A 12,260-nucleotide genomic window follows, 5' to 3' on the forward strand; every position below is an offset into this window, starting at 1 on the left:
CGAAAACCGCCCTTTGGCCGATTCGGCCGCCGCCCGCCGGGCGCCCCTGTGTAACAATAGGCGATTGGACCTGACTCACCTGTCGCAGGACGAAATTTACGTATGAAATGGCTGATTCCCGGGATCTGGCTCGCCGCCATCCTGTTCGCGCACTTCCGCGGCCGCGTCAAGCTGCCGCTGGGCCGGCAACTGCTGGACCACTCGGTGCTGCTCGCGCCGGTCAACGCCTTCATGGTGCTGACCTCGCGCGTGCCGTCGACCCCCTACCTGACCACCAGCGAGATCGCCGAACTCAAGGTGCTGGACGACAACTGGGAGACGATCCGCGACGAGGCCCTGCAGATGGCCGAGATGCGTCGCATCAAGGCGGCCGACAGCCATAACGACATCGGCTTCAACTCGTTCTTCAAGTACGGCTGGAAGCGCTTCTACCTGAAATGGTATGACGCCCGCCACCCGTCGGCCGAGGAACTGTGCCCCAAGACGGTGGCCATCCTGAAGACGCTGCCCAAGGTCAAGGCGGCCATGTTCGCCGAGCTGCCCCCGGGCGGCAAGCTGAACCCGCACCGCGATCCGTTCGCCGGCTCGCTGCGCTATCACCTGGGCCTGGCCACGCCCAACGACAACGGCTGCCACATCATCGTCGACGGCGAAACCTACAGCTGGCGCGACGGCGAAAGCGTGGTGTTCGACGAGACCTACGTGCACGAGGCCTACAACCACACCGACCAGAACCGCATCATCCTGTTCTGCGACGTCGAGCGGCCGCTCAAGTGGGGCTGGGCCGAGGCCTTCAACCGCTGGTTCGGCCGGGTGGTGATGTCGGCGGCCAGCTCGCCCAACGACGGCGGCGACCAGACCGGCGCCATCAACAAGCTGACCCACGCGCACTGGGTCATCGACCAGAAGCGCAAGGCCTTCAAGGCCTGGAACCGCAATGTCTACAAGACCACCAAGTACGGCCTGATCGTCCTGGTGATCGCGGGCTTCATCGCCCTGTGATCGGGCCGACCGCGCGGATCGCGCGGTCATCACGCCACCACGGCGGGCCGGACGGCCCGCCGTTCCCCACCCTACCCCGCGTCGCGTTCCGGCAAGGTCAACAGGCCGGTGTGGTAGTCATAGCCGTAGATCTCGCCATAGCGGCCCCATTCCACCGCGATCTTCAGCACGCGCTCGGCTTCGTCGGGCTTGAGGAATTCCTCCAGCGAATCCAGGAAGTTCTTTTCCGGCAACTCGCCGGCGGGTTCCTGCTCCAGGCTGTGGCGGATGTGCGCGGCCAGCGGCACGTGCGCCAGCAGCTGGCGGCCGAAGATGGCCTGCTTCTGGCCCTGGTCGGCATGCACGTAGCGCTGGCCCAGCGGCGTCAGGAAGATATCGCCCTTGTCGATCTGGGCCAGCCCGAACAAGCCCAGCGCTTCGCAGGCCGGCAGCAGGTCGTCGTCCGAGATCTCGGCTTCCTCGGCCAGCTTGGGCAGGTCGGCGCGGCCGTTGAACGGCGCCTCGGCCAGCACGTCCAGCACGCCTTCCATGCGCTCGACCTCGGTCTGCGGAAAGCGGTAGCCCAGGCCCTGCTGGCGCGGCGTCGGCACGTCGTGCGCCGGGCGTTGCGTCATCAGCGCGTAGACCTCGTCGATCAGCGCCCGCACCTGCGGCGAATCGGCGTCGCGCGGCCGCGGCAGGCCGATCTGCACCTGGCTGCGGATGCGGCCCGGATCGCTGGAGAACACGATGATGCGGTCGGCCATCATGACCGCTTCCTCGATGTTGTGGGAAACGATCAGGATGCCCTTGGTCGAAATGCGGCTCTCGTCCCACAGTTCCAGCATGTCGTCGCGCAGCGTCTCGCCGGTCAGCACGTCCAGCGCCGAGAAGGCTTCGTCCATCAGCAGCACGTCCGGATTCATGACCAGCGCGCGGGCGATGCCGACGCGCTGGCGCATGCCGCCGGACAGTTCGCGCGGCAGCGCGCCGCCAAAACCGCCCAGGCCCATCAGGTCGAGCACCGCGTCGGCGCGCTTGGCGCGTTCGGCCGGCGCCACGCCCTGGGCTTCCAGCCCCAGCTCGACGTTCTGCTGCGCGGTCAGCCACGGGAACAGCGCGAACGACTGGAACACCATGGCGATGCCGGCCGCCGGGCCGTACACCGGCTGGCCGCGGTAGGTGACGGTGCCCTGGTCGGCGTTGACCAGCCCCGCCATGATGCGCAGCAGGGTCGACTTGCCCGAACCGGACTTGCCCAGCAGGGCCACGATCTCGCCTTCGTGCAGGATGAAGTCGACGTGTTCCAGCACGTTGCGGGCAGTGCCGTCGGCGGCGCGGAACGACTTGCCGACATCGTGCAGTTCGATCAGGAAATTGGAATTCATGAAGACTCCTACCGGCCGCGGTCTTCGGCCAGCAAATACAGTTTGCGCCAGAAAAACCGGTTCAACAGCATGACGAAAATGCTCATGACGCCGATGCCGAGCGCGATGCGGTGGAAATCGCCCTGCTCGGTCATCTGCTTGATGTAGCTGCCCAGGCCGTCGGCCATCAGCGAGGTATTGCCCCAGGACACGTACTCGGCCACGATGCTGGCGTTCCAGGAACCGCCGCTGGCCGTGATGGCGCCGGTGATGAAGCTGGGGAACACCGCCGGCAGGTAGACCCGGCGCCACAGCAGCCAGCCCTTCAGGCCCAGGTTGCTGGCGGCCAGGCGCAGTTCGTTCGGAATGGTCGAGGCGCCCGCCACCACGTTGAACAGGATGTACCACTGGGTGCCGAAGATGATCAGCGGACTGAGCCAGATGTTGGGGTTGAGCTTCAACGCCACCATCACGAACACCACGGCCGGGAACAGCAGGTTGACCGGGAACGCCGCCAGGAACTGCGCCACCGCCTGCACCCGCTGCGAATACTTGGGCCGCAGGCCGATCCAGACCGCGATCGGCACCCAGATCAGCGACGCCAGCCCGATCAGCACCATCACCCGCAGCAGCGTGATGCCGCCCAGGCCGATCACGTGCAGCACTTCGCTCCAGCCCACCTCCGCATGCACGAAGACCACCAGCTTGTAGGTGGCCAGCAGCGCGCCGGCGGCCAGCAGCGAATCCCAGACCCGGGTCCAGCGCGGGTCCGGCGCCTTGGCGCGGGCGCGGATCGAGGTGCCGTCGTACGACACGCTGAACCAACCCAGCGCGCGCCGCATCTGCGCCCAGAACCTGTTGGACAGGGCCTGCATCCAGCGGCTGCGGCGGGTCCAGTCCAGCAGCCACGACTGCTGCGCCACGTCGGCCTGCGATTCCTCGAAGCGGAACTTGTCGGCCCAGGCCAGCAGCGGCCGGAAGAACAGTTGGTCGTAGAGCAGGATGCCAGCCATCATGGCGCCGATGGCCCAGGCGATGGCGCGGCCGTCCTCGGCGTCGATGGCCACGGCGATGTACGAGCCGATGCCGGGCAGCTTGATGTCCTGCCCCGCCACCGAGATGGCCTCGGCCGCCACCAGGAAGAACCAGCCGCCGGACATGGACATCATCATGTTCCACAGCAGGCCGGGGGTGGCGTACGGCAGTTCCAGGCGCCAGAAGCGCTGCCAGCCGGACAGCCGGAACACGCGCGCGGCCTCGTTCAGTTCGGCCGGCACGGTGCGCATCGACTGGTACAGGCTGAACGCCATGTTCCAGGCCTGCGAGGTGAAGATGGCGAAGATCGCCGCGCACTCGACCCCCAGCAGATTGCCGGGAAACAGCGCGATGAAGGGCGCGATGGCGATGGCCTGGAAACCCAGGATGGGCACCGACTGGAGGATGTCCAGCATCGGGATCATGGCTTTTTCGGCGGTGCGGAACTTGGCCGCGATGGCGGCGAAGATGAAGCTGAACAGCAGCGAAAAGGCCAGCGCCGTGAACATCCGCAGGATGGTGCGCAGCAGGTAGTACGGCAGGTAGATCGGATCGAGCGAGATCGGCAGTTCTTCGCCGACGGCGAAGGGGCGGCTCATCTGCGAGGCGCCGTAGGCCATGGCGGCCAGCACCACCAGCACCAGGGGCAGCAGCGCCCAGTCCCAGCGGTTGGGCGAGGAGCGCGACGACGAGGACGGGCGCGTGCGGGTGCTGAAAAGCTCGAACATGTCGGCAATGCTCCAGGGAGCGGCGGGAGAAGGCCCGCGCATTGAAGCATAACCAGATGACGTGTCTCTGAACAGAAAACGACTGAAATCCGGGTGTAATACGGGACGGCTCGCGCCGCCCCGTCCCAAGGGTCGCGGGGCTCAGGCCGGCCCCGCGAAAACCTGCAAATCAGCGTTGCAGGGACTCCCAGCTTTTCATCAGCCGCTTGACCGATACCGGCATCGGCGTGCGCAATTCCTGCGCGAACAGGGCGACCCGCAGTTCCTCCAGCAGCCAGCGGAACTCGTCCAGGCGGGGGTCGGGCGCCCCCTTCAGGGCCGAGCGGGCGCGCTGGTACTGGGTCACCAGCGGCGCCATCTCGGCCACCAGCTTGGCGTCGCGGCCCGGATCGGCGCGCAGCTTGTCGATGCGCGCCACCGCCGCCTTCAGGTAGCGGGGGAAGTGCGACAGCTGGGCGTACGGGGTATCGCGGATGAACCACTTGGGCATCAGCGCCCCCAACTGCTGCTGCAGGTCGGCGTAGGCCGCGGCGTGCGGCTTGGCCTGCGGCAGCTTGCGCTGCAGGGCCCCGTATTCAGTCAGCACCGTGCCCGCCAGGCGCGCCACTTCCTGCGCCAGCAGGCCCAGCCGGCCCTTGCCCTCGGCCCGGCGCGCCTCGAACTGCTGCTCGTTGACCGGCCAGGGCTCGGCCAGGCAGGCCTGGCCCAGGGCGCAGTCGATGATCTGGTCGCGCAGTTCCTCCTGCGTGCCCAGCGTCATGTAGAGCATGCTGATCTTGGTCAGGTCGGCCAGGTTCTTTTCCAGGAACTTGACCTGCTCGCGCAGGCCCAGCCGGAACAGCTTGAGCAGGCCGGCGCGGTGCGCCTTGCGGGCCTCGTCCGGGTCGTCGAACACGTCCAGGTCGCAATGCGCGCCGCGGTCCACCAGCGCCGGGTAGCCGATGACCGACTGGCCGCGGCGCTTGATCTCCATGATTTCCGGCAGCGGCCCGAAGGTCCAGGCAGTCAGGTTCTCGTGCGCCAGCGCCTGCGCCACCTGGGTGTCGCTGGCGGCCAGTTGCTGGAAGGTGGCCTGGGCCTGCTTGCCGAACTCGGCCCGCAGTTGCGCCAGGTTGCGGCCGGCGGCCAGCATGCGGCCGTGCTCGTCGACCACGCGGAAGTTCATGAACAGGTGCGCCGGCAGCGTCTCGAGCTTGAAGTCGGCGGCCGCCGGGCGCACTTGCACCTGGTCCCACATGTCGGCGATCAGGGCGTCCACCAGGCCGGTCTGCGGGTCGCCCAGACGCTCGAACCAGCGGTCGTAGAAGCCTGCCGCGTAGTCGGGCAGCGGCACGCAGTGGCGGCGCAGCTTCTGCGGCAGCGACTTGAGCAGCAGGTGCGCCTTTTCCTTGAGCATGCCGGGCACCAGCCATTCGCAGCGCGCCGGATCGATCTGGTTCAGGGCGAACAGCGGCACCGCCAGCGTCACGCCGTCGCGCGGCGAGCCGGGCTCGAAGTGGTAATCCAGCGCCATCGACACGCCCTGCCACTCGACCTTCTTGGGGAAGACGTCGGTGGTGACGCCGGCGGCCTCGTGCCGCATCAGCTCGTCGCGCGTCAGCAGCAGCTTGGCGGCGGCGGCCTTGTCGAGCCCGTTGACCCATTTTTCCAGGGTCGCGGTCTGCGAGATGTCGGCCGGCAGCTGGCGGTCGTAGAAAGCGTAGATCAGCTCGTCGTCGACCAGGATGTCGGGGCGGCGCGTCTGGTGCTCCAGTTTCTCGATGCCGGCGATCAGCTTGCGGTTGTGGGCCACGAAGGCCAGGCGCGTGTCGATCTCGCCCGGCACCAGCGCCTGGCGGATGAAGAGTTCGCGCGCCTCGCGCGGATGGACCCGGCCGTACTGGATGCGGCGGCCGGTGTAGATGGTCAGGCCGTAGAGCGTGGCGCGTTCGTTGGCCACCACCTGGCCGGCCTTCTTTTCCCAGCGCGGGTCCGACCAGTTCTTGCGGATCAGGTGGGCGCCGACCTTTTCCAGCCAGACCGGGTCGATGCGCGCCACGCAGCGCGCGTACAGGCGGGTGGTCTCGACCAGCTCGGCCGCGACGATCCAGCGCCCGGCCTTCTTCACCAGGCGCGAGCCCGGATGGATGTGGAAGCGGATCTCGCGGGCGCCCTGGTAGTGGCCGCCCTCGTCGCTCTTGAAGCCGATGTTGCCCAACAGGCCCGACAGCAGCGCCATGTGCAGCTGTTCGTAGGTGGCCTCGAGCTGGTTGACGCGCCAGCCCTGCTCACCCACCAGCGCCGCCAGCTGGGTGTGGACGTCGTGCCATTCGCGCAGCCGGATGGGCGACAGGAAGTTCTGCCGCAACAGGCCCACCAGCTTGCGCTGCGAGGCCTTGTGCTGCACCTGCTCGCCGTACCAGCGCCACAGCTTGAGGAAGGAGATGAATTCGGACTTGTCGTCGGCGAACTTGGCGTGCGCCGCCTCGGCCGCCTCGCGTTCCTGCATGGGGCGGTCGCGCGCGTCCTGCACCGACAGCGCCGAAGCGATGATCAGCATTTCCGCCAGGCACTGGTGTTCGCGCGCGGCCAGGATCATGCGGCCGATGCGCGGGTCCACCGGCAGCTTGGCCAGTTCGTGGCCGGTCTGGGTCAGGACGAACGAGGCGCCGGTGCGGCTGGCGTCGTCGCCCTCGTCGGCGGCGGCCAGCTCGATCGCGCCCAGTTCCTGCAGCAGGTGGTAGCCGTCGGCCACTGCACGCCCGGGCGGGGCTTCGACGAACGGAAACTGCTCGATGTCGTCGAGCTTGAGCGACTTCATCCGCAGGATCACGGAGGCCAGCGACGAGCGCAGCACCTCGGGGTCGGTGAAGGCGGCGCGGGCGTTGAAATCGGCTTCGTCGAAGAGCCGGATGCAAAGGCCCGGACCGATGCGGCCGCAACGGCCAGCGCGCTGGTTGGCCGAGGCGCGGCTGATCGGCTCGATGCGCAGCTGCTCGACCTTGTTGCGCCAGGAATAGCGCTTGACGCGCGCCAGGCCGCTGTCGACCACGAAGCGGATGCCGGGCACCGTCAGCGAGGTTTCCGCCACGTTGGTGGCCAGCACGATGCGGCGCGCGTTGCCGCGCGGATGGAAGATCTGTTCCTGCTCGGCCTGCGACAGGCGCGCATACAGCGGCAGCACCTCGGTGCCGGCCGGGTGGCGTTTGCGCAACGCCTCGGCCGATTCGCGGATCTCGCGCTCGCCCGGCAGGAATACCAGCACGTCGCCGGGGCCGTGGCGGGCGCATTCGTCGACCGCGTCGACGATGGCGTCGATCAGGTCGCGCTCTTCGTCGCCCGACATGCGCTCGCGGTCGCGGCCCGGCTTGGCCGGCGCGGCCTCTTCCTCGGCCTCCTCGCGCACCGGGCGGTAGCGCACCTCGACCGGGTACAGCCGGCCCGACACCTCGATCACCGGCGCCGGCTTGTCCTCGGACGCGGCGAAATGGCGGGCGAAACGCTCGGCGTCGATGGTGGCCGAGGTGATGATGACTTTCAGGTCGGGGCGGCGCGGCAGCAGCTGCTTGAGGTAGCCCAGCAGGAAGTCGATGTTCAGGCTGCGCTCGTGCGCCTCGTCGATGATGATGGTGTCGTAGCGGCGCAGCAGCGGGTCGCGCTGCGACTCGGCCAGCAAAATGCCGTCGGTCATCAGCTTGATCGACGCATTCGGGCCGGTGCGGTCGTTGAAACGCACCTGGTAGCCCACCACCTCGCCCATTGGCGTGTTCAGTTCCTCGGCGATGCGCTTGGCCACCGAAGTGGCGGCCAGCCGCCTCGGCTGGGTGTGGCCGATCATCTTCTGGCGGCCGCGGCCCAGCTCCAGGCAGATCTTGGGCAGCTGGGTGGTCTTGCCCGAGCCGGTCTCGCCGCTGACGATGACCACCTGATGGCCGGCGATGGCGCGCGCGATTTCCTGGCGCCGCGCGCTGACGGGCAGGTCCTCGGGGTAGGTCACGACGGGAACGGGTCGCTCGGGGCGGGGCGCCTGGCGGGCCGCCGGAGCCGCGGCGTCGGCGCGCGGCTTGCCGGGGACCCGGGTCGGCCCGTCGGCCGGCACGGGCGGCCGCGGGCGGGAAGATTCTGGCATGTACGATTTGTCCGGTTAGCCGCCTATTATATAAACGCCCCGCGGTCATATAATTTCGCCACGCCGTCCCGTGACGGCGCGTTGACGCGGCCCCGGGCCGCGTTGTTGCCACTCTCAGGAATTCCCCCGCCCATCATGCCCGACCTGGAACCAGACACCGTCTCCGCCCTTGAAGCCCCCGAATTCGCCCCTGCCCAGTTCGTCCGATGGTTCCGAGACGTGGCGCCCTATGTGCACGCGTTCCGAGGCAAGACATTCGTGGTGGCGTTCGGCGGCGAGCTGGTGCAGGCCGGGGCGCTGAACGCGCTGGTGCAGGACTTGTCGCTGCTGTCGTCGCTGGGCATCCGCCTGGTGCTGGTGCACGGCTCGCGCCCCCAGGTCAATGAACAGCTGCGCCTGAAGGGCTTCACCCAGCAATTCGACCGGGGCCTGGCGCCCACCGACGCCGCCGCGCTGGAATGCGCCAAGGAAGCCGCCGGCGAGATCCGCCTGGACATCGAGGCCGCCTTCAGCCAGGGCCTGCCCAACACGCCGATGTCGCACGCGCACATCCGCGTCATTTCGGGCAACTTCGTCACCGCCCGCCCCACCGGCGTGCTGGACGGGGTGGACTACAAGCACACCGGCCAGGTGCGCAAGATCGACGTCGACGCGCTCAAGTTCGCCATCGAAAAGGGTTCGTCGGTCGTGCTGCTGTCGCCGCTGGGCTTCTCGCCCACCGGCGACGCCTTCAACCTGGCCATGGAAGACCTGGCCACCAGCGTCGCGGTGACCCTGCGCGCCGAGAAGCTGATCTTCCTGTCCAGCGAACAGGGCGTGCTGAACGAAGACGGCTCGGTCGACACCGAGCTGGCCCGGGTCGACGCCGACGCCCTGCTCGCGGCCGGCTCGCTGGACGAGGAAACCGGCGCCTACCTGCAATACGCGTCGCTGGCGGTCAAGCGCGGCGTGGCCCGCGCCCACCTGGTGCCGTTCTCGCTGGACGGCAGCGTGCTGCTGGAGATCTTCACCCACGACGGCGTCGGCACCATGGTGGTGGAAGACACGCTGGACGACCTGCGCCCGGCCACGCTCGACGACGTCGGCGCCATCCTCAGCCTGATCGAGCCGCTGGAAGCCGACGGCACGCTGGTGCCGCGCCCGCGCAGCGTGATCGAGCGCGACGTCGAGAACTTCACCGTGCTCGAGCACGACGGCGTGATCTACGGCTGCGCCACGCTGCACACCTTCGCCGAGGACCACATGGCCGAGATGGCCTGCCTGATCGTGCACCCCGAATGGCAGGGTTCCGGCGAAGGCGAGATCCTGCTGCGCCACATGGAATCGCGCGCCCGCGCCTCCGGCGCCAAGCGCCTGTTCGTGCTGACCACGCGCACCTCGCACTGGTTCATGAAGCGCGGTTTCGTGCAGGGCGGCATCGCCGACCTGCCGCGTGAAAAGCAGAACAACTACAACCGCTCGCGCAACAGCCTGGTGTTCATCAAGAAGCTGTGACGCGGCCCCGCCCCGGGCTCGACCCGGGGCCTACCCGCAGTGCCCGCAGGGGCTTGGCCGCCTTCCGGCGCCAAGCCCGCTAAAATGGCGCATTACCCATTCTTTCCGGCAGCGAACCATGGCCCGTACCATCAACTGTGTGAAATTGAAGCGTGAAGCCGAAGGGCTCGATTTTCCGCCCTACCCCGGCGAACTCGGCACCCGCATCTGGCAAAGCATTTCCAAGGAAGCTTGGGAAGAGTGGAAGCAGGTGCAGACCCGCCTGGTCAACGAAAACCGCCTGAACCTGGCCGACGCCCGCGCCCGCAAGTACCTGCAGCAGCAGATGGAACGCTTCCTGTTCGAGGACGGCAGCGTCGAAGCCCAGGGCTACGTCCCGCCCTCGGCCTGATCCCGCCGCGCCGCCTTGCGCGGCACGCCTGCGAAGCCCCTCTTCCACGAGGGGCTTCGCGCTTCTGGCCGGGGCGCCCAGCCGCCCCGGCGCCTGCCTTAAGATTCCGTTGTTGCTGGCCGTACTAATTGCCGCCATGAAAGAAGAACCGAGTTCCGCCGCTTCCTCCGACCTGCCCCGGGCCATCCGGCGCGCGCTGGCGGTCGCCCCCGACCGCAAGACCGGCACGATCAACGATGTGCGGCACGTCGTCATCCTGATGCAGGAGAACCGTTCCTTCGACCACTATTTCGGCGCCCTGACAGGCGTGCGCGGCTTCGCCGACCCGCATCCGGCACCGACGCCTGCCGGCGACGTGCTGACCCAGGCCGACGGCGACCAGCGGCTGCGTCCCTATGCGCTGCAGGCCGAGTACGCCAGCGACACGCCGGTCGGCTACATCACCCCGCATACCTGGGACGACGCCCAGCGCGCCTGGAACGACGGCCGCATGGACCAGTGGCTGGCGGCCAAGAGCCGTCTCGGCCTGGGCGCCTACCGCCCCGCCGAGGTGCCATTCCAGACGGCGCTGGCCAATGCCTTCACGCTGTGCGACGCCTACCACTGTTCGATCCAGGCCGGCACCAATCCGAACCGCCTGTTCCTGTGGACCGGCACCAACGATCCGCTGGGACGCGCCGGCGGCCCGGCCCTGGTCAACACCTTCGACCGTCTCGGCCCGGCCGACCAGGGCTACGGCTGGACCACCTACCCCGAACGGCTGCAGGCCGCCGGCATCGACTGGCGCATCTACCAGGACATGGCGGACAACTTCCACGACAACCCGCTGGCGGGCTTCCGGCAATACCGCCGCCAGCACGCCACCACGGCCGCCGAGGCGCCGCTGCGCGACCGAGGCTTGTCGACCCATACCCTGGATGACCTGGCGCGCGACGTCGAGCGCGGCACGCTGCCGCAGGTCTCGTGGATCATCGCGCCCGCCGCCGATTCCGAGCATCCCGAGGTCTCGTCGCCGCGCCAGGGCGGCGCCTACACCGAGCGCGTGCTCGATATCCTGACCCGCAACCCCGAGGTCTGGAGCGGCTGTGTGTTCCTGGTCACCTACGACGAGAACGACTGCTTCTTCGACCACATGCCGCCCCCGGCCCCGCCGGCGCGCGCGCCCGACGGCGGCTCGGGCGGCCTGTCCACCATCGAGCTGGACGGCGAATACCACGACACCCGCCACGGCCCCAGCGCCGCCACCCCGGACGATCCGCCCGCCCTGCACGGCCGCGGCTTCGGCATGGGCCCGCGCGTGCCGATGCTGGTGGTGTCGCCCTGGAGCCACGGCGGCTGGGTCAATTCGCAGGTGTTCGACCACACCTCGGTGATCCGCTTCCTCGAAGCCCGCTTCGGCGTGGCCGAGCCCAACATCAGCGCCTGGCGCCGCGCCGTGGCCGGCGACCTGACCTCGGCCTTCGATTTCGCCGGCGACCGCGCCCTGCAGCACGCCGACAGCGTGCGCCACGCCTGCGCCCTGCCCTACGCGCTGGAGACGGTGGGCCGCATGACCGCCGACGGCGAACACTACCGCCTGACTTTCCGCAACGCCGGCCCGGCCGGCGCCGTGCTGCACGTCTACGACCGCCGGGCGCTGGCGCACGCGCCGCGCCGCTACACGGTGGGCGCGGGCGCGCGGCTGGACGACGGCTGGCGCCTGGATGCCGACGGCGCCTACGACCTGTGGCTGCTGGGCCCGGATGGCTTCCACCGCCACTTCCGCGGCGACCGGCGCGACGCCGGCCTGCTGGAAGCGCAGCTGGTGCCGGTGAGCTCGGGACTGCGCCTGCGCCTCATCAACCATGGCGACGCGCACCAGCCGGTGCACATCGAATCGCGCATGGGCGACGGCTGGCGCGCCATGGCGCACGTGCAGGCCGGCGGCGCGCTGGAGCTGAAATACGCCGGCTGCGAAGGCTGGTACGACCTGGAGGTCAGCGCGCAGGGCCTGCCGCGGTTCGGCCGCCGCCTGGCCGGGCGCATCAATCCGGGCAAGTCCGGCGTGCCGGACCCGCGCCTGTGCCAGGGCGCCGACCTGCCCTTGTAAGGCCGCTCCCCATCCCGGCCGAGGCCCGCGCCGGACAAGAAAAAACCCCAGGCCGCCGCGAGGCGCC

General features: G+C 68.8%; 7 protein-coding genes. 4 read left to right on the forward strand and 3 right to left on the reverse strand.

The window, feature by feature from the left end; translation table 11 throughout:
• Positions 1–102: 102 nt before the first annotated feature.
• Positions 103–1,002 (forward strand): lipid A hydroxylase LpxO, encoded by a 900-nt coding sequence (gene lpxO / locus I6I07_RS29305; protein ID WP_198484734.1) that lies wholly within the window; start codon positions 103–105, stop codon positions 1,000–1,002.
• 71 nt (positions 1,003–1,073) lie between these two features.
• Here the strand turns inward: lpxO and I6I07_RS29310 are convergent, their stop codons facing one another.
• The 3 genes from I6I07_RS29310 to hrpA form a co-directional block, all read right to left on the reverse strand.
• Positions 1,074–2,369 (reverse strand): AAA-associated domain-containing protein, encoded by a 1,296-nt coding sequence (locus I6I07_RS29310; RefSeq protein WP_006393891.1) that lies wholly within the window; start codon positions 2,367–2,369, stop codon positions 1,074–1,076.
• Positions 2,370–2,377: 8 nt separating this feature from the next.
• Positions 2,378–4,111, reverse strand: a complete 1,734-nt coding sequence (locus I6I07_RS29315) for an ABC transporter permease (protein ID WP_198484735.1) — start codon at positions 4,109–4,111, stop codon at positions 2,378–2,380.
• 169 nt (positions 4,112–4,280) lie between these two features.
• Entirely contained in the window at positions 4,281–8,219 is a 3,939-nt protein-coding gene (gene hrpA / locus I6I07_RS29320) for an ATP-dependent RNA helicase HrpA (protein WP_232625822.1), read from the reverse strand.
• Between the two features lie 135 nt (positions 8,220–8,354).
• Here hrpA and argA point away from each other — a divergent pair, with 135 nt between their 5' ends.
• From argA to I6I07_RS29335, 3 genes are all read left to right on the forward strand, one after another.
• Positions 8,355–9,713 carry an amino-acid N-acetyltransferase gene (gene argA / locus I6I07_RS29325; protein ID WP_198484736.1) on the forward strand — a complete coding sequence of 453 codons (1,359 nt, stop codon included), beginning with the start codon at positions 8,355–8,357 and terminating at the stop codon, positions 9,711–9,713.
• Positions 9,714–9,831: 118 nt separating this feature from the next.
• Positions 9,832–10,104, forward strand: coding sequence for an oxidative damage protection protein (locus I6I07_RS29330; RefSeq protein ID WP_006393887.1), 273 nt, complete (start codon positions 9,832–9,834; stop codon positions 10,102–10,104).
• A gap of 136 nt (positions 10,105–10,240) precedes the next feature.
• A complete protein-coding gene (locus I6I07_RS29335; RefSeq protein WP_198484737.1) occupies positions 10,241–12,193 on the forward strand; it encodes a phosphocholine-specific phospholipase C in 1,953 nt (650 codons plus the stop codon).
• Positions 12,194–12,260 lie beyond the last annotated feature (67 nt).

This window comes from Achromobacter deleyi (genome assembly GCF_016127315.1).
In the GTDB taxonomy this organism is placed as follows: Bacteria; Pseudomonadota; Gammaproteobacteria; order Burkholderiales; family Burkholderiaceae_B; genus Achromobacter; species Achromobacter insuavis_A.

Bases quoted from the DNA above. Each gene is read 5' to 3' on its own strand.
- lpxO (WP_198484734.1), top strand. From the start codon at position 103: ATGAAATGGCTGATTCCCGGGATCTGGCTCGCCGCCATCCTGTTCGCG.
- I6I07_RS29310 (WP_006393891.1), bottom strand. From the start codon at position 2,369: ATGAATTCCAATTTCCTGATCGAACTGCACGATGTCGGCAAGTCGTTC.
- I6I07_RS29315 (WP_198484735.1), bottom strand. From the start codon at position 4,111: ATGTTCGAGCTTTTCAGCACCCGCACGCGCCCGTCCTCGTCGTCGCGC.
- hrpA (WP_232625822.1), bottom strand. From the start codon at position 8,219: ATGCCAGAATCTTCCCGCCCGCGGCCGCCCGTGCCGGCCGACGGGCCG.
- argA (WP_198484736.1), top strand. From the start codon at position 8,355: ATGCCCGACCTGGAACCAGACACCGTCTCCGCCCTTGAAGCCCCCGAA.
- I6I07_RS29330 (WP_006393887.1), top strand. From the start codon at position 9,832: ATGGCCCGTACCATCAACTGTGTGAAATTGAAGCGTGAAGCCGAAGGG.
- I6I07_RS29335 (WP_198484737.1), top strand. From the start codon at position 10,241: ATGAAAGAAGAACCGAGTTCCGCCGCTTCCTCCGACCTGCCCCGGGCC.